This is a genomic window from Micromonospora auratinigra (assembly GCF_900089595.1).
Taxonomy (GTDB): domain Bacteria; phylum Actinomycetota; class Actinomycetes; order Mycobacteriales; family Micromonosporaceae; genus Micromonospora; species Micromonospora auratinigra.
In genome coordinates this window covers 263899-280432 of sequence record NZ_LT594323.1, presented here as the reverse complement: position 1 = coordinate 280432, position 16534 = coordinate 263899, and the positions used below count along the sequence as shown (strand labels likewise).

16 protein-coding genes are annotated in these 16534 nt (G+C 72.1%); 4 read left to right on the top strand and 12 right to left on the bottom strand.

The window, feature by feature from the left end; genetic code table 11:
* Positions 1 to 94: 94 nt before the first annotated feature.
* Positions 95 to 1060: a Gfo/Idh/MocA family protein gene (locus tag GA0070611_RS01370; RefSeq protein WP_091656010.1), complete on the bottom strand. Its 966-nt coding sequence runs from the start codon at positions 1058 to 1060 to the stop codon at positions 95 to 97.
* Complete coding sequence (locus GA0070611_RS01365) at positions 1057 to 2157, bottom strand: DegT/DnrJ/EryC1/StrS family aminotransferase (RefSeq protein WP_091656007.1); 1101 nt, start codon at positions 2155 to 2157, stop codon at positions 1057 to 1059. Before GA0070611_RS01365 ends, GA0070611_RS01370 begins: the two co-directional genes overlap by 4 nt.
* A 189-nt stretch (positions 2158 to 2346) precedes the next feature.
* Here GA0070611_RS01365 and GA0070611_RS01360 point away from each other — a divergent pair, with 189 nt between their 5' ends.
* Positions 2347 to 3411: a lysylphosphatidylglycerol synthase transmembrane domain-containing protein gene (locus GA0070611_RS01360; protein WP_091656005.1), complete on the top strand. Its 1065-nt coding sequence runs from the start codon at positions 2347 to 2349 to the stop codon at positions 3409 to 3411.
* Between the two features lie 75 nt (positions 3412 to 3486).
* Here the strand turns inward: GA0070611_RS01360 and GA0070611_RS01355 are convergent, their stop codons facing one another.
* The 9 genes from GA0070611_RS01355 to GA0070611_RS01315 all read right to left on the bottom strand — a co-directional run bounded on the left by GA0070611_RS01355 (position 3487) and on the right by GA0070611_RS01315 (position 12424).
* On the bottom strand, positions 3487 to 4725 hold the full coding sequence (locus GA0070611_RS01355; RefSeq protein ID WP_091656002.1) for an acyl-CoA reductase: 1239 nt from the start codon (positions 4723 to 4725) through the stop codon (positions 3487 to 3489).
* Entirely contained in the window at positions 4722 to 5768 is a 1047-nt protein-coding gene (locus GA0070611_RS01350; RefSeq protein ID WP_091655999.1) for a LuxE/PaaK family acyltransferase, read from the bottom strand. Before GA0070611_RS01350 ends, GA0070611_RS01355 begins: the two co-directional genes overlap by 4 nt.
* Positions 5765 to 7186: an AMP-binding protein gene (locus tag GA0070611_RS01345; protein ID WP_091655997.1), complete on the bottom strand. Its 1422-nt coding sequence runs from the start codon at positions 7184 to 7186 to the stop codon at positions 5765 to 5767. Before GA0070611_RS01345 ends, GA0070611_RS01350 begins: the two co-directional genes overlap by 4 nt.
* Positions 7183 to 7938, bottom strand: a complete 756-nt coding sequence (locus GA0070611_RS01340; RefSeq protein WP_091655995.1) for an SDR family NAD(P)-dependent oxidoreductase — start codon at positions 7936 to 7938, stop codon at positions 7183 to 7185. The genes GA0070611_RS01345 and GA0070611_RS01340 overlap by 4 nt, the downstream gene beginning before the upstream one ends.
* Positions 7931 to 8170 (bottom strand): acyl carrier protein, encoded by a 240-nt coding sequence (locus GA0070611_RS01335; RefSeq protein ID WP_091655993.1) that lies wholly within the window; start codon positions 8168 to 8170, stop codon positions 7931 to 7933. Before GA0070611_RS01335 ends, GA0070611_RS01340 begins: the two co-directional genes overlap by 8 nt.
* Positions 8171 to 8204: 34 nt before the next feature.
* The gene (locus GA0070611_RS31630; protein WP_231921291.1) at positions 8205 to 8837 is read right to left on the bottom strand and encodes an acyltransferase; all 633 of its coding nucleotides are present in this window, start codon (positions 8835 to 8837) and stop codon (positions 8205 to 8207) included.
* Entirely contained in the window at positions 8834 to 10024 is a 1191-nt protein-coding gene (locus tag GA0070611_RS01325) for a glycosyltransferase family 4 protein (RefSeq protein ID WP_167604392.1), read from the bottom strand. Before GA0070611_RS01325 ends, GA0070611_RS31630 begins: the two co-directional genes overlap by 4 nt.
* Positions 10025 to 10322: 298 nt before the next feature.
* Positions 10323 to 11255 carry an NAD-dependent epimerase/dehydratase family protein gene (locus GA0070611_RS01320; protein WP_091655987.1) on the bottom strand — a complete coding sequence of 311 codons (933 nt, stop codon included), beginning with the start codon at positions 11253 to 11255 and terminating at the stop codon, positions 10323 to 10325.
* Between the two features lie 29 nt (positions 11256 to 11284).
* Positions 11285 to 12424: a DegT/DnrJ/EryC1/StrS family aminotransferase gene (locus tag GA0070611_RS01315; protein WP_091655986.1), complete on the bottom strand. Its 1140-nt coding sequence runs from the start codon at positions 12422 to 12424 to the stop codon at positions 11285 to 11287.
* Between the two features lie 118 nt (positions 12425 to 12542).
* Between GA0070611_RS01315 and lhgO the strand changes: the two genes are divergently transcribed.
* Positions 12543 to 13739 (top strand): L-2-hydroxyglutarate oxidase, encoded by a 1197-nt coding sequence (gene lhgO / locus GA0070611_RS01310; RefSeq protein WP_091672292.1) that lies wholly within the window; start codon positions 12543 to 12545, stop codon positions 13737 to 13739.
* A 163-nt stretch (positions 13740 to 13902) separates the two neighbouring features.
* Here the strand turns inward: lhgO and GA0070611_RS01305 are convergent, their stop codons facing one another.
* The gene (locus tag GA0070611_RS01305) at positions 13903 to 14499 is read right to left on the bottom strand and encodes a TetR/AcrR family transcriptional regulator (protein ID WP_091672289.1); all 597 of its coding nucleotides are present in this window, start codon (positions 14497 to 14499) and stop codon (positions 13903 to 13905) included.
* Positions 14500 to 14718: 219 nt separating this feature from the next.
* Between GA0070611_RS01305 and GA0070611_RS01300 the strand changes: the two genes are divergently transcribed.
* Both GA0070611_RS01300 and GA0070611_RS01295 read left to right on the top strand, forming a co-directional pair.
* Positions 14719 to 15612 (top strand): ABC transporter permease, encoded by an 894-nt coding sequence (locus GA0070611_RS01300; RefSeq protein ID WP_091655984.1) that lies wholly within the window; start codon positions 14719 to 14721, stop codon positions 15610 to 15612.
* Positions 15605 to 16423 (top strand): ABC transporter ATP-binding protein, encoded by an 819-nt coding sequence (locus GA0070611_RS01295; protein WP_091655980.1) that lies wholly within the window; start codon positions 15605 to 15607, stop codon positions 16421 to 16423. The genes GA0070611_RS01300 and GA0070611_RS01295 overlap by 8 nt, the downstream gene beginning before the upstream one ends.
* Positions 16424 to 16534: the final 111 nt, after the last annotated feature.

Here is a 16534-nt window from a genome sequence, read left to right as displayed (position 1 = left end):
GGAACGGCCCGGCACCCGGAGATCCGGGCACCGGGCCGCCCCGGTGGCGCTGCGGCGACCGCCGGCTCACGAGCGCGGGCCGGCGGCGGCCCGGTCAGCCCGCGTCGCCCGCCAGGAGCGCGCCGACCACCCGGTGCGCCGGCAGGATGCGGTGCCGCTCCACGTCGACGTCGATCCGCCCGGCGAGGATGTCGAGGAAGTGGTCGAGCTGGGCGGCGAGCGGCTCCCGGTTGGAGATCAGCTCGGGCACCTCCATGATGCTCTGCTGGCGGTAGCCGCGGCCGTCCGGCGTGGCGGCGTCCAGCGAGACGTGCCGGTAGATGGTCACGTCCTTACGGATCAGGTCCGCCTCGATCAGCCGGTCGACCTCGCTGATCACCAGGGTGCGTACCTTGCGCTGGCCGATCCGGCTGGCCGACACGTTGGCGAGCGCCCCGTTGCCGAAGCTGAGCACCGCCTCCGCGACGTCCTCCGCGCCCGGCACCGAGTCCGGGTGGAAGTAGCCCAGCGAGCCTCGCGTCGCCACCGGCTCCTGCCCGCCGAAGACCTGGATGGTCAGGTCCACGTCGTGCACCAGCAGGTCCCACGCCACGCCGGTACGGATCCGGGGCGCGTACGGCGAGTGCCGGGTGACCGTCAGGTGGACCGGCCGGTGCACGAGGGCCAGCGCCGTCAGCACCGCCGGGTTGAAGCGCTCCAGCAGGCCGCAGAGGAGCGGCAGGCCCCGCTTCTCGGCCTCGGCGACGATCGCCTCGGTCTCGGTGAGGCTGCCGCACACCGGCTTCTCGATGAGCAACGGCTTCTCGGCGGCGAGCACCTGCTCGGCCAGCCCGTGGTGGTACTCGGTCGGCGCGGCGATGACCACGGCGTCGACACCGGAGAGGTCGGACAGGTCCGGCGCCCAGGCGGCGCCGTACCGGTCGGCGACCTCGCGGCCGATGATCTCCCGGGGCTCGACCACCAGGGCCAGCTCGGCACGGGGCGACTGGGCGATCACGCGGGCGTGCAGCGAGCCCATCGCGCCGGTGCCGACGAGCGCGAAGCGCACCGGGGCGGTCATGCGCCGACCGCCTTGCGCACGGCCTCGACGACCCGCTCCACGTCGCCGTCGGCGAGGTGGTGGTGGACGGGCAGCGAGACGCACTGACGCACCACCCGGTCGGTGACCGGCGCGGGATCCGCGACGACCCGGGGGTGGTCGCGGTAGCAGTCGTAGTCGTAGACCGTCTTCGGGTAGTAGATGCCGCAGCCGACACCCTGCTCCGTCAGGCGGGCGATGACCTCGTCACGGCTGACGGCGGCCTCGTCGGTGACCAGGACGGTGTACTGGTGCCAGACGTGCGAGCGGCCGGGCAGCTCGGTCGGCAGCCGCAGGCCGGGCACGTCCGCCAGGCCGGCGGAGAGCCGGGCGGCGTTGTCCTTGCGCCGCTTGACGTTCTCTCCGTAGGCGGCCAGCTGCGGGATGCCGAGGGCCGCCTGAAGGTCGGTGAGGCGGTAGTTGTGGCCCGCGACCTCGTACTGGTAGCGCTGCCGCATGCCCTGGTTGCGCAGGATCCGCAGCCGGTCGGCGAGCGCCGCGTCGTTGGTGGTGATCATGCCGCCCTCACCGGTGGTGAGGTTCTTCGTCGCGTAGAGCGAGAACGTGCCGAGGCCGAAGCTGCCCGCGCCCCGGCCGCCGATGGTCGCGCCGAGCGACTGCGCGGTGTCCTCGACCAGGCCCAGGCCGTGCTGCTGGACGACCGGGAGGATGCCGTCCATGTCGGCGGGCTGCCCGTAGAGGTGCACCGGCATGACGACCTTCGTCCGCGGGCCGACGGCGGCGGCGAGCGCGGCCGGGTCCATGCAGAAGTCGTCCTCGCGGATGTCGGCGAAGCGCGCGGTCGCACCCGCCTCGAGGATCGCGTTGAGGGTCGCGACGAACGTGAAGGGACTGGTGATGACCTCGTCGCCGGGCTGCAGGTCCAGCACCTCCAGCGCCGCCACCAGCGCGGTGGTGCCGTTGTTGACGGCCACCGCGTGCTCCACACCGACCGTGGCGGCGAAGTCCTGCTCCAGCCGGGCCACCATCGGTCCCTGCGCGAGCACGCCGGACCGGATGACCTCGACCACCAACTGCTCAGCCGCCTCGTCCATCTTGACGACGGAAATCGGGATCACTACGTCTCTCCTTGGGGGTGGGGGTGGCAGCGAGCAGACGGTAACAGTGCCGCGGAGGGCCGGGCGAACGGCGTCCGACGCGCGGGTGGCAGGGGGGTGGCCCCGCACAGCCTGGGCTAGTGTAGTGCCTTGCCATGTCCACCTCCCCACCCGACATCGGGTGAAATGCGACGCAGAGGCAGGTAACCCGTGGTAAACACCGTCGCGCGCAACGACGGCGACACGGTCGCCGCGGCACCCCCCGGCGCACCCGCGGCGACCGGCGGCGGCCTGCGGCGCTGGATCTCCCTCACGGTGCGGGTGGTGGTGATCGCCGCCATCGCGGCCGGCATGGTGTGGAGCGTGGTGCACCAGTGGCCGCAGGTGCGCTCCACCTGGCTGGGGCTGGCGTGGCAGTCGGTCGTCCTCTCGGTGCTCGCCGCGCTGCTCGGCATGGTGGCCAACACGATGGCCTGGCGCGCGGCCGTCGACGACCTCGAACACAAGCTGCCGGTCACCGCCGCGCTGCGGATCTGCCTGGTCGGTCAGCTCGGCAAGTACATCCCGGGCAGCGTCTGGGCGTACGTCCTGCAGATCGAGCTGGGCAAGCGGGCCGGGCTGCCCCGGGCCCGTGCCTTCCTGGCCACCCTGGTCACCGTCGGCCTGGGCGTGACCACCGCGCTCGGCCTGGGGCTGCTGGCCCTGCCGTCGCTGCGGGAGGCCGCGGCCGGCGCGGACGAGACGTACGCCGACTCGGTCCGGGTGGCGCTGTGGATCGTCGCGGTGCTCTTTCCGATCGCCCTGATCTGTGCGATTCCCCGGGTGCTGACCGCCCTGGTCCAGGTCGCGTTGAAGCTGCTGCGCCGGCCACCGCTGGAGCACCGGCTGACCTGGTCGGGCGTGCTGCGCGTGATGGGCTGGAGCGCCGTGGGCTACGGCCTGTTCGGCGTACACCTGTGGCTGCTCGCCAACGCCCAGGCGGCTCCCGGGGTGGGCGGCCTGCTCCGCTGCGTGGGGTCCTTCGCCATCGCGATGACGGTGGGCATGTTCGCCTTCCTCTCGCCGTCCGGGCTCGGCGTCCGGGAGGCCGTGCTGGTGGCTGCGCTGGCGCCGTTCCTGGTCGACAACGGTGGGATCGGCGCGGCCATGGGCATCGCGCTGGCGTCCCGACTCATCTTCACCATCGCCGACGTCCTCGCCGCCGGCCTGGCCGCGCTCTCCTCGATGCGGCAGCTGCGCGGCGCCCCGGCGTCGGCCACCGCCGAGCCGAGCTGACCCCCTCCCCCGCATCCGGCACGTAGAAAGAGCCGGTCGGCGCCGTACGGCGCCGACCGGCTCTTTCTGTGGTGCTCAGCGGGTCGTGACGGTGGTGATCCGGGTGAACTCCCGCATCAGGTCGTACCCGTCCCAGGTGGCCGCGAAGGCCAGCGCGTCGCCCAACGGGACGATCCGGTCGATCCCCCGCCCGGCGACGGTACGGGCGAAGGAGGTCAGCTCCTCGGCGGTGAAGCCGAAGTAGGTCAGGGTCTGGTCGCGGCGGACGACCACCGGAGCCAGCTCCTCCAGCGCGTCGACCCGCGCCTGCGGGAACGTGCCCACGCCCAGCCAGCGCCGGGGAATGTCCCCGGGGCCGCTCAGCTCCACCGTCGCCAGCTCGTTGCCGTCGAAGTGGATCGCCGTGGCGACGCCCTCCAGGGCGAGGCCGTAGGTGGCGACCCGCTTCTCCACCGCCATGGCCGCGTCGACGTCCGGACGCTTCCCGTCGAGCACGGTGCGCAGCCGGGCCAGCAGGTCGGCCCGGGCCGCCTCGGTCCGGGCCGCGTCGCCCACCCAGTACACGGTGCGGGGCGAGGCACAGGCCGCCTGGTCGAACCAGTACGCATCGTTGTAGAACCCCAGCGCGCCGGCGTCCCGTTCCTGCTCGGACGCGGCCAGCCAGCCGGCCGCGCCGATCACGGTGAACGACGAGCGGTCCGGGAACGTCACGTCCCGGGCGTGCGGCGGCAGCGGATGCCGGCGGATCTCCGACACCGACCGGTCGCCACCCCAGATCACCCGCAGGTCGGCCGCCGCGGAGAGCGCCGCGGTGACCGCGTCGTCCCGCCCGTAGGTGACCATCCGCTGGGTCTGCCGCACCGCGGGGTGCGCCTCGGCCAGGGTGTCGTTGAGCGCCTCCAGCACCGCGTCCGCGGCGCCGGCCGAGCGGGAGGAGATCCGCACGACGTTGGCGTTGCCGGCGAGCGCGGAGAGCGCCCACGAGTAGACGAAGATGGTGTCGACGTTGGCCGGCGGCACGTGGAACACCAGACCGCGGGGGAAGCGCAGCTGGCCGGGCTCGTCCGCGACCCGGGCCAGCGCCTTGGTGATCTCACCGCGGCGGAGGAAGAACCCGAGCGAGGCGAGTTCCGGATAGCGGCGGGCCACCGCCGGTCGGAGCAGCCGGCGGGCGAACGCCACCAGGAAGTCCACGACCCGCTCGTCGCCCACCGTCAGCGGACCGCCCTCCGGGGTCGCCCGCAACGCCTGGACGAGGTCGTCCACCGCGATGGCGCCCCCGGCGGGGAACCGCTCGATGACCTTGCTGCTCACGCCGCCTCCGCGAAGGTGTCACTGCATCCGCGCGCCTCGGCCCGGGGCAGGCGGCCGAGGATGGAGAACCGCTTGCCGGGCCAGGCCCCGTCGTCCACGCCGTGCACGACGCCCCGGTCCTCGGTCAGCAGCAGGTGCCCGGGGTACGAGCGCGGCAGCGTGCTGATCACCTGGACCACGCCCGGCGTACCGACCGGGACCTCCTGCCAGGTGTGCGGATCGCGGACGATCACGTCGGAGAAGTCCGGGCAGTAGAGACCGCCACCGTCCGGCCCCTCCAGGAAGGTGAGGCCGATCTGCTCCACCATGCCGTAGAAGTTGTGGATCCGGGTCAGCCCGGTGTCCTCGGTGAAGCGGCGGCGGAACTCGGCGTTGTCGACCGCGCGGTCCTCCAGCTTCTTCCAGCCCCCACTGTGGATCAGGATGCCGTTGCTCAGGTCGAGCTTGTTGTCCCGGGCCAGCTCGTAGAGGTAGAGCCAGGTCATGAAGGTGAACCCGAAGATCAGGAAGGGCTTGCCGCCGTGCTTGTCGAGGAACGCCCGCACCGCGTCCAGGTCCGGCTGGTCGTCCTCGTCGAGGACGAAGGTGTGGTCGCGGCCGAAGTTCATCAGGCCGAGCACGCCCGCGCCCCGGGCCGAGAACGACTTGCGGTTCTTGAACAGCGCACGGGTGTCGACCAGCAGCATCGGCAGCCGCTGCGGGCCGATGACCGTACGCAGCGTCGCCGACAGCATCTTCTGCTGCACCGCCGCCGCGTCCTTGTCCAGGTAGATCCGGCTGACGTCGCCGCTGGTGCCGGACGACGTGAGCACCTTGAACACGTCGTCGTCGGGGATGCTCTTGAGGATGTGGTGCTTGAACAGCCGGACCGGCAGCCAGGGCAGGTCGGCGACCCGCTCGTAGCGTCGGCCCGGGTGGTGGCCCAGCGAGGCCAGCAGCCTGGCGTACTCGGGGCTGTTCGCGCGGTGGTGCTCGGTCAGCTCCACCAGCTCGGGCAGCAGGCGCGCCTCGCGGGCCGCCCGGTCGAGGGTGAAGAGCGTCATACCTGCGCCTCCAGGGATCGGTAGTCGATCTTGCCGTTGGGCAGCTGGGGCAGCCGCTCCACACCGCGTACGTCGAACCCGGAGCGGTGCAGCTTGAGCCGCTCGGCCAGCCGTCCCGCCAGGGCCCGGCCCTCGTCCGGCGTGCTGCCCTCCACGAAGAGCACCACCTTGTCCGGGCCGGAGACCGCCACGACCGGCCCCTGGTCGCGCGCCATCTCCTCGATGTCGTGCAGGTTGACCCGGATGCCGAAGATCTTGCCGAAGCGCTTGAGCCGGCCACGCAGCCAGACGAACCCGTCCTCGTCGAGGTGCCCGAGGTCGCCGGTGCGCAGCACTCCGCCGAGCTCGTCGCCCCGGCTGAGGTCCGCCGCGCTCTCCGCGTACCCCATCATCACGTTCGGACCGCGGTAGACCAGCTCGCCCACCACGCCCGGGACGTCGGTCTCCCGCCCGTCCTCGGCCAGCACGGTGAACGACCCGCCGTCCAGCGCCGGCCCGACCGAGCCGACCCGCTCCGGCAGCGCGTCGCCCGGCAGCGTGCTCATCCGCGGCGCCGCCTCGGTGCAGCCCCACATCACGTGGAACCGGCCGCCGACGGCGTGGATCTTCTCGTGGAAGGCCAGGATCATCTCGTCCCGGAGCTTGCCGCCGGCCTGGGTGAGGGTGCGCAGCGACGGGTACTTCGCCGGGCTCCACCGGATCCGGTGCAGCATCTCGTAGTTGTACGGGACCCCGGCCAGCGACGTCGCCCCGTGGGTCTGCACCGCCTGCCAGAACTCGCGGGCCAGCACCCCGCCGTCGACCACCAGCACCGTCGCGCCGGCGGACAGGTGGCTGTTGAGCACCGACATGCCGAAGCTGTAGTAGAGCGGCAGGCTGGTGGGGGCGATCTCGTCCGGGCCGATGGACAGGGCCCGGGCGATCGCGGCGGCGTTGCCGGTCACCGCGCCGCGGGAGAGCCGGACGAACTTCGGGTCGCCGGTGGAGCCGGAGGTGGCCAGCAGGACCGCCAGGTCCGGGTGCGGCTGGTCGGCCGACGCCCGCTCGCGGACCCAGACCGGGCCGAGGACCGGGTCGTCGAGTTCCCGGTACTCCTTGGGGCGGTCGCCGGGCGCCGCGCCCGCGCCACCCTCGGCGAGGCCGACCACCACGGCCGGCTCGAAGCGCCGGACGAAGTCGGCCAGCACCGCCGGATCCAGGGCGGGGTCCAGCAGCGCCACGGGCCGCTCGGCCCGCAGCGCGCCGGTGTAGCGCAGCACCGCCGGGACGGAGACGCCGCTGCGGGCGAAGACCACCCCCGGCGGGAAACCGGCGTACGCGGTGGCGTGCCGCTCGACCTGCGCGGCGAGGTCGGGACCGGCGAGGATGTCGCCGGAGGCCGCGTCGATCAGTCGGGCGGTCGGCGCGACCAGGTTCACGGGACGAGCCCTCCGTCGACGCCGAGCACCTGACCCGTGACGTAGCGGGCGGCGTCCCCGGCGAGGAAGCGGATCACGTCGGCCACCTCGTCGGCCTCGCCCAGCCGACCCAGGGCGGCCGCGGCCGCCTGCCGGTCGAGCACGTCCGCGGGGAGCGCGGCGGTGAGGTCGGTGCGGATCACCCCGGGGGCGACGGCGTTCACCCGGATGCCCCGGGGGCCCAGCTCGCGGGCGGCGGAGCGGGCGAGCGCGACCAGGGCCGCCTTCGACGCCGCGTAGACCGACTGGCCGGCCGCGCCGTACGTGCCGACGACGGAGGCGAGCAGCACGACGGAGCCGCCCCTGCGCTCGTTGCCGTCGGCGTCGCGGCGCTTGCGGGCCATCGCCCGACCGGCCGCCTGGACGGCGGCGACGGCACCGGCGACGTTGACGTCGAGGGTGCGCCGCACATCGTTGGCGCGGAGCATGCCGAGCAGGCCGCTCTCCATGATCCCCGCGTTGGCGACCAGCACGTCGAGCCCGCCGTGCGCGGCCGCGGCCTGCTTCACCACGGCGCCGACCGCGTCGAAGTCCGCCACGTCCAGGCCCAGGCCGTGGCCGCCGAACTCCTTGGCGACCGCCTCGGCCCGGGCGGCGTCCCGTCCGGTGATCACGACGGTGGCCCCGGCCGCGGCCAGCGCCCGGGCGGTGGCGAGGCCGATGCCGCGGGTGCCGCCGGTGACCAGGGCCACCCGGCCGGTCAACTCAGCCATCGACGCCGAGACCCCGCAGCATCTCCAGGGCGACCTTGAAGCTGCTCATGTCGATGACCTGCTCGGTCTCGAGCTGGACGTCGAACTCGTCCTCGATGGCGGCGACCAGGGTCATGTGACCGAGGGAGTCCCACTGCTCGATGCCGCGGTAGGTGAGGTTCTCGACGTCGGTGCCCTCGGGCAGCTCCAGGGCGTCGACGAAGACGCCGCGCAGGCGGTCGGTAAGGCTCATGATCGTACTGTCTCCGTTGCTCGCTGAGGGGTGGTCACTGCCCGTCGCGGTGCCGCGCGGGTGAACCCCAGCCGGGGGTCTCCCCACGCGCCTCCGCCTCGGCCCTGAGGGCGGCGTTCTCGGCCCGGACCCGCTCGGCCTCGGCCTTGATGTACGCCTCGTCGTACCGCTGGAAGACCCGGGCCGGGTTGCCCGAGACCAGACTGTAGGGCGGCACGTCCTTGGTCACCACCGAGAGGGGGCTGATCGTGGCGCAGTCACCGATGGTAACGCCCATCATGATCACGCTGTTGCCGCCGATGAAGCAACCCTTGCCGATCTTGACGGGCTTCCGCTCGATGAGGTCGCTGCCGGAGTGGTTCTCCAGCATCATGTTCGCCAGCCAGCTGGAGTGGGTGAACACCAGGCAGTTCAGCCCGATGCTGGTGTGGTCGCCGATCTCCAGGCCGCCGCTGGCGTCCAGGACGGTGTTCTCGCCGATCCAGCAGTGCTCGCCCAGCACCAGGTTCTCCGGGCTGATGATCTTCGTCCGCTCCCGGATCCGGGTGGTCTCCGGCAGGCCCAGGTAACGGGCCCGCTCCACGTCGTTGAGCAGGCCGCCCACGACGTCCTCCAGGATGCCCCGGCGCAGCCGGTTGCTCCGCTCGTCGTCCGAGAACACGCTCACGCCTTCTGCTCCAGCATCCGCTCGAACGCCTCCAGGTGCTGCCGGGTCACCACGTCGAGGGTGAAGTGCAGGTAGACCAGGTCGCGCTGGCGCTTGGCGATGCCCTCGCGCTCCTGCGGGTCGTCCAGCAGCCGGATCACGGCCTGCGCCAGGTCGGCCGGGTCGTTCGGCCGGACCAGGACGAAGTTCTCCCAGTTGCGCAGTCGGACGGCCGGGAAGTTGGTCTCGGTCACCGTGCCGATGGTGGCCCGACCGGACGCCATCGCCTCCAGGCTCGCCGTGCCGAAGCCACCGCCCTGCAGGTCGTGCGCCACCACGTCGGCGGCGTGGAAGTACGCCGGCACGTCCGCGGACGGCACCACGCCCGTGGTGATCACCGCGTCGGAGACGCCGAGCTCCGCCGCCCGCTTGGCGAACGCGTCGTAGTAGACCCGACCGATGATCATGACCTTGGTGTCCGGGTGCTTCGCCAGGATGTCGGGCAGCGCCTCGATCAGCGCCATCCGGTCCCGCAGCGGGATCACATGCCCCAGCGAGACGATCAGCGGGGCGTCGCCGACGCCGTACTTCGCCCGGACGTCCAGCTCGGGGAAGCCCTCGAAGCGGCTCGGCTCCACCGCCACCGGCATGTACTCGAAGTCCGCCGTGGTCGCCCGGTAACGCTCGGCGCAGTACCGGGCGGCCAGTTCGTCCATGATGACGTAGCGCGGGTGGAACCGCCGGATCAGCGGCCACACCATGAACCGGTCGAGCATCCGGAACAGCGCCGCGTACTTGGGGTCGGGGCTCTCCAGGCGGGTGTGGATGGAGAGCAGCACCGGGACCTTGTGCCGGCGGGCGTACCGGCCGGAGATCCAGCTCAGGTCGAAGAACTGGCCGTGCTGGTGGATCACGTCCGGCTTGAACTCGGCCAGCAGCCGGGACACCCGGCGCAGGTTGCCCGGGCGGGCCGCGGTGAACGCCATGTCGAAGTCGATGGAGAGGCCCAGCTTGGGCATCGGCATCGCCGGCAGCCGGACGACCCGGTAACCGTTCCGCTCCTCCTCCGCCGGCGCGTCCTTGTACGCGGCGGTCAGGACCAGCACCTCGTGGCCGGCGGCGGCGTACCGGTCCGCCAGCGCCGCGGCGAGGTGGGAACTTCCGCCGGGGCGAGGGGGGAAGAAGTTGTTGACGACCGCGATCCGCACAGCGGTAGCTCCTGTCGAGGTCGGCCTGGGGGGATAGGGGGTCGGTCCGGGCCTGCCGTGCATGGTACGAGCATCCGTCGGCAGGCAACGCGGGCCACCTTACCGCAGCGGCCAGGGCATCCGCGATGTCACGACGCGCCGACGGGCGCGCCGTTCACCTGCTGGTCGCCGCCGCGTGCCGGGACCGCCGCGCAGCGGCGACGATCCGGGTGACCACGTCCGGAGGGCCCGGCCCCGCGCGATCGCAACGTCGATCACGGGGAGCCGGGCCCGAGAGGTCCGGTGGGACGGACCGGGGTCAGGCGACCTCGGTCTTGATCAGGTCGGTCATCCCGTCCCCGACGGCGATGGTCGGCTCCCAGCCGAGCACCTCCTTGGCCCGGGTGATGTCCGCCGCCCGGCGGCTCACCAGCACCTCGCGCGGGTTGAACTGCGGCTTGACGTCGACACCGACGGCCTGGATGAGGATCTCGGCCAGGGTGGCGATCGAGGTGTCGATGCCGGTGCCGATGTTCACCGGCACGTTGCCCTGCTCGGCCTCCATGGCGGCGACGACCGACCGGGCGATGTCGTGGACGTGGATGAAGTCCATCGACTGCTCGCCCTTGCCGTCGATCACCGGGGGCTCGCCGTTCTTCAGCCGCTTCACGAAGTGGTTGATCACCGACGTGTAGTAGGCGGTCGGCTTCTGGCCCGGGCCGTACACGTTGAAGAAGCGCAGGGCGATCCAGTTCAGGCCCTTGCTGCGCTGGTAGAAGCCGAGCAGGTCCTCGCCGGCCCGCTTCGAGATGCAGTACGGGGTGAGCGGGTCGAGCCGGTCGTCCTCGTGCATCGGCAGCTTCTCCGGGTCGCCGTAGACCGAGGCGGACGAGGCGAAGACCAGCCGCTTGACGCCGTGGTCGGCGGCGGCGGCGAAGACGTTGTGGTTGCCGACCATGTTGATGTCGATCGACTCGTACGGGTCGGCCTGGCTCTTGTTGATCGAGACCGCGGCGAGGTGGATGACGTAGTCGCAGCCCTTCATGGCCGCGTGCACCGCGCCGCCGTAGCGGACGTCCTGGTCGATCAGCTCGACGTCGCCGCCGGCCACCAGTTCGGCGATCCGGTCCCGGTCACCGCGGAACATGTTGTCGAAGATGCGGACGCGGTAGCCCTTCTCCAACAGCATCGGGATGACGTGCAGGCCGATGAAGCCCGCGCCTCCGGTGATGAAGACGGTCTGCTTCGACATGGTGGACGATGTCCTTCCTGGGGGGATTGTCAGCGACGGGTGGCGAGGGTGTCGACGACGTCGGTGAGCGTCGCCGCGACGGTCTCGACCTGCGCCTCGGTGAGGTTGGCGTGCATCGGGATCGCCAGGTGACGGGCGAAGAGGTCGGCGGAGACCGGGCAGGGGTCGGTCTGGCCGTAGAGCGGCTGGACGTGCGAGGCGTAGGTGCCGAAGGTGCACTGCACGCCGCGCTGGCGCAGCTCCAGGGCGACCGCGCCGCGGTCCACCCGGGCGTCCAGGGTGACCACGTACGACTGCCAGGGGTGCTCGCGGTCCGGCGCCTCGTACGGGGCGGTGATCAGCTCGTGGTCCTTGAGCAGCTCGCCGTAGCGGGCGGCGACCGCGCGCTTGGTGGCCAGCAGGTCCGGCAGCCGGTCGAGCTGCGCGATCATGATGGCCGCGGCGACGTCGGAGAGCCGGTAGTTGTAGCCCAGCTCGGTGAAGGTCGGGATGGGCAGGTGCGACAGCTCGGCCCGGGTGAGCGCACCCTCGACGCCGTAGGTGTGCAGCTTGCGGGCGTGCGCGGCGAGGTCGTCGCGGTCGGTGACGTACGCCCCGCCCTCGCCGGCGGTGATGCCCTTGCGGCCGTGGAAGCTGAAGGTGGCCACGTCGGCCAGGCTGCCGGCGGGACGTCCCTTGTAGGTGGCGCCGGCCGAGCAGGCGGCGTCCTCGACCAGGAAGAGCCCGTGCTTGTCGGCGATGGCCCGCAGCTCGTCGTAGTCGGCCGGCTGCCCGAACGCGTCGACGGCGATGATGCCGACGGTGCGCGCAGTGACCGCGGCCTCGACGGCGGCCGGGTCGACCGTCCAGATGTCCGGACGCACGTCGGCGAAGACCGGCGTCGCGCCGGTCCACATCACCGAGTGGCCGGTGGCCGGGAAGGTGTAGTCGCCGACGATGACCTCGTCGCCCGGCTTGACACCGAGAGTGAGCAACGCCAGGTGCAGCGCGGAGCCGCAGTTGCTGGTGGCGAGGGCGTGCCGGGTGCCGACGGCGGCGGCGAAGCGCTCCTCGAAACGACGGCTGGTGGGCCCGGAACCCGCGAGCCAGCCCGAGGCGAAGACCTCGGCGATGGCGGCGAGTTCGGCCTCGCCGACCGTGGGCTGACCGAGCGCGATGACCTCAGACATAAGACTCCCCGAGTGATGGACCCGGTGAAGTGTAGGCCACCGGTGGGGGTCGGGCGCGAGTCGGGCGCGCGGGCCCCTTGGTTACCATCGGTCGCGGCGTCGGCCTGGGGAGATGATGATGGCAAGGTTCGTGGTCGTTGGTGGCGGCATCGTCGGGCTCGCGGTGGCGCACCGGCTGATGACCGACCGTCCCGGGGACTCGGTCACCGTGCTGGAGAAGGAGTCCGGCTGGGCCGCGCACCAGACCGGGCACAACTCCGGGGTGATCCACGCCGGCGTGTACTACAAGCCGGGCAGCCTGAAGGCCACCCTCTGCAAGGCCGGCAGCGCGTCGATGAAGGAGTTCTGCGCCGAGCACGGTCTGAGCTACGACGTGTGCGGCAAGCTGATCGTCGCGACCGACGAGGCCGAACTGCCCCGCCTGCACGACCTGCACCAGCGGTCGGTGGCCAACGGGCTGCCGGTGAAGCTGATCGGCGCCGACGAGGCCCGCGAGTACGAGCCGCACGTGGCGGCCGTCGCCGCGCTGCACGTGGCGTCGACCGGCATCGTCGACTTCGGCGCGGTCTGCCGCAAGCTCGCCGAGCTGCTCGCGGCGGGCGGCGCGGAGCTGCGTACCGGCACCGAGGTGACCGGCGTCACCAACCGGGGGAACGAGGTGGTGGTCACCACCACCGGTGGCGAGGTCGTCGCCGATGTCCTGATCAACTGCGCCGGCCTGCACGCCGACCGGATCGCCCGCCTGTCCGGAGTGTCCACTCCGGTGCGGATCATCCCGTTCCGGGGTGAGTACTACGAGCTCGCCCCGCAGCGCCGTGACCTGGTCCGCGGACTGATCTACCCGGTGCCGGACCCGCAGTTCCCGTTCCTCGGCGTCCACCTGACCAAGATGATCGACGGCAGCGTGCACGCCGGCCCGAACGCGGTGCTGGCCACCGCCCGCGAGGGTTACTCGTGGGGCCGGATCAACCTGCGGGACGTCTGGGACGAGCTGAGCTACCGGGGCCTGTGGGCGCTGGGTCGCAAGCACTACCGGTACGGCCTCACCGAGGTGGCCCGGTCGTTGTCCAAGAAGCGCTTCGCGGCGAGCCTGGCCCGGCTGGTGCCGGAGCTCACCCCGGCGGACATCGTCCCGGCCGGCGCGGGCGTCCGCGCCCAGGCGATCCTGCCCGACGGCGGCCTGGTGGACGACTTCCTGATCGTCGAGGCCGACCGGCAGGTGCACGTGCTCAACGCCCCCTCCCCCGCCGCGACCAGCTCGCTGGAGATCGCCCGGCACATCGTCTCCCGGCTCCCGGTCGCCCAGGCCGGCTGACCGGCCGCGCCGGCACGTCCGGCCGGACCGCGGCACGCCTGGGCCTCCCGGACGGGCCGGATCCGGTCCGGGCCCCGGGCGGCGGCGGACGCGTGGTGCCGGGTGGGTCAGGCGGCGGGCGCGTGGTGCTGGACGAGTCAGTGCGGGCGCGGTGCCGGGTGGGTCAGGGCAGGGCGGCGTCGCGCTGGCGGGGCACCGCCGGGGTCGCGGCCAGGCCGGCGGCCACCGCCTCGACCAGGGCGTCCAGGTACGCGTCGGTGGGGGTCGCCCGGATGATCGCCAGCCGCCAGTAGAGCGGCCCGACGATCAGGTCGATCGCGGCGTCCTGGTCCAGCCCGGCGGGCAGCTCGCCGCGGCGTACCGCCCGTTCGACCAGCCGGCCGCCGATCTCCTGCTGCTTGGTGCGCAGCACCTGCTGCAGCGCCTGGTCCAGCGCCGGGTTGCGGGCCGCCTCGGCGAGCAGGTCGGGAATGATCTGCGAGGCCAGCGGGTGGCGCAGCGCGTGCTCGACCACCTGGAACAGCAGGCCCAGGTCGCCGCGCAGGCTGCCGGTGTCCAGCGACGGCACCTTGCTGCCGGCCGCGGCGACCACCGTCTCCAGCACCAGCTCCAGCTTCGAGCTCCAGCGCCGGTAGACGGCGGTCTTGCTCACCCCGGCCCGGCGGGCCACCGCCTCGATCGAGAGCCGGCCGTACCCGACGGCGGCGAGCTCCTGCATCAGGGCCTTGCGGATGGCCGTGGTTATCTCCCCGCGGAGCACCGCCGCACCGGCCGGCGGACGCCTCTTCCCGGTGGTCACGTGAGACTCTTCTCGGCTGTCACGTGGGACAATGTACCGCAACGACGATACGGTTGCGTCCCGACGTCTTTTGGATTACCGTCCACGCAGCGACGAGCCCCCCGCGGCACGCGTGCGGGCACGCCGGACCACTATCGTCGCCCCCGTCCCGTCGGTACGAAAGATCGGAGCGCCCCGCTCATGGTCAACACCGCCCTGGCCGGCCCGGACACGGGCCTCACCCAGGCGCAGCTGGCCGCTCGACACGGCCTCCGGGTCGCCGGCGAGCGGCCGTCGCTGGTCGAGTACAGCCGCCGACTCTGGGGCTACCGGCACTTCGTCGCCGCGTACGCCAACGCCAAGCTGGTCGCCTCGTACAGCAACGCCAAGCTGGGCCAGATCTGGCAGGTGCTGACCCCGCTGACCAACGCCGCGGTCTACTACCTGATCTTCGGCCTGGTGCTGGCGCAGAACTCGATCCCGAACTTCATCGCGTACCTCACCACCGGCCTGTTCATCTTCAACTTCACCCAGAGCGCGATCCTGGCCGGCACCCAGTCGATCAGCAGCAACCTCGGGCTGATCCGGGCGCTGCACTTCCCCCGGGCCAGCCTGCCGCTGGCCGCCACGCTGACGCAGTTCCAGCAGCTGCTGGCCTCGATGATCGTGCTGGTCGGCATCGTGCTGGTCACCGGCGAGCCGCTCACCTGGGAATGGCTGACCCTGATCCCGGCGCTGCTGCTCCAGGCGGTGTTCAACGCCGGCGTGGTGCTGGTGGTGGCCCGGCTGGGCGCCAAGGCCAGCGACCTGAAGCAGGTCATGCCGTTCATCATGCGCACCTGGATGTACGGCTCCGGCGTGCTCTACAGCGTCCGGCTGTTCAACCGGCTGCCGGAGTGGGCCGCCTCGATCATCGAGTACAACCCGATGCTGGTCTACATCGAGCTGGCCCGGTACGCGCTGCTCGAGCAGGCGCCGATGCTCAACGAGTCGCTGCTCCAGCTCTGGCTGGTGGCGGCGGGCTGGGCCCTGGTGGCCGGCATCGGCGGCTTCATCTACTTCTGGCGCGGCGAACAGGAGTACGGCCGTGGTTGAGCAGTTCACCGGATCCAACGAGGCCACCCAGGCGCTGCCCACCCTCACCCCGCGGATCCCCACCGTGGTGGTGGACGAGGCGCACATCGTCTACCGGGTGCACAAGGGCGCCACCGGCGGCAGCAGCCCGGTCGCCGCGCTGCGCCGGCTGGTCAAGCGCACCTCCGCCCCGAACGTGCGGGAGGTGCACGCGGTCAAGGGGGTCACCTTCACCGCGTACCGCGGCGAGGCGATCGGCCTGATCGGCAGCAACGGCTCCGGCAAGTCCACCCTGCTGCGGGCCATCGCCGGCCTGCTCCCGGTCGACCGGGGCGCGATCTACACCCAGGGGCAGCCGTCCCTGCTCGGCGTCAACGCGGCCCTGCTCAACGACCTCTCCGGCGAGCGCAACGTCACCCTCGGCTGCCTGGCCATGGGGATGACCCCGGCCGAGGTGGAGCGGCTCACCCCGGAGATCATCGAGTTCTCCGGCATCAACCAGCGCGGCGACTTCGCCTCGCTGCCGATGCGCACCTACTCCTCCGGCATGGCCGCCCGGCTGCGCTTCTCCATCGCCGCGGCGAAGAAGCACGACGTGCTGCTGATCGACGAGGCGCTGGCCACCGGCGACAAGGGCTTCCGCAAGCGCAGCGAGAAGCGGGTCCGCGAGCTGCGGGAGAGCGCCGGCACGGTGTTCCTGGTCAGCCACCAGCTCTCCTCCATCCGGGACACCTGCGAGCGGACGATCTGGCTGGAGTCGGGCGAGCTGCGGATGGACGGCCCCACCGACGAGGTCATCGCGGCCTACGAGGACTTCTCGAACGGCAGGTAGCGTCGAGGTGGCCCGCAGGTGACGCACCGGCACCGACCGGCGCCGTCACCGGTGCGGGCCACCCGTACGGACACGTTAGGGTTCACCGGTCGCCCGGCGGCCGTCGGACAC

Coding starts and splice junctions, on each gene's coding strand:
- lhgO (WP_091672292.1), top strand. CDS start 12,543: ATGGCAAGGTTCGTGGTCGTTGGTGGCGGCATCGTCGGGCTCGCGGTG.
- GA0070611_RS01315 (WP_091655986.1), bottom strand. CDS start 12,424: ATGTCTGAGGTCATCGCGCTCGGTCAGCCCACGGTCGGCGAGGCCGAA.
- GA0070611_RS01320 (WP_091655987.1), bottom strand. CDS start 11,255: ATGTCGAAGCAGACCGTCTTCATCACCGGAGGCGCGGGCTTCATCGGC.
- GA0070611_RS01350 (WP_091655999.1), bottom strand. CDS start 5,768: ATGACGCTCTTCACCCTCGACCGGGCGGCCCGCGAGGCGCGCCTGCTG.
- GA0070611_RS01340 (WP_091655995.1), bottom strand. CDS start 7,938: ATGGCTGAGTTGACCGGCCGGGTGGCCCTGGTCACCGGCGGCACCCGC.
- GA0070611_RS01370 (WP_091656010.1), bottom strand. CDS start 1,060: ATGACCGCCCCGGTGCGCTTCGCGCTCGTCGGCACCGGCGCGATGGGC.
- GA0070611_RS01335 (WP_091655993.1), bottom strand. CDS start 8,170: ATGAGCCTTACCGACCGCCTGCGCGGCGTCTTCGTCGACGCCCTGGAG.
- GA0070611_RS01300 (WP_091655984.1), top strand. CDS start 14,719: ATGGTCAACACCGCCCTGGCCGGCCCGGACACGGGCCTCACCCAGGCG.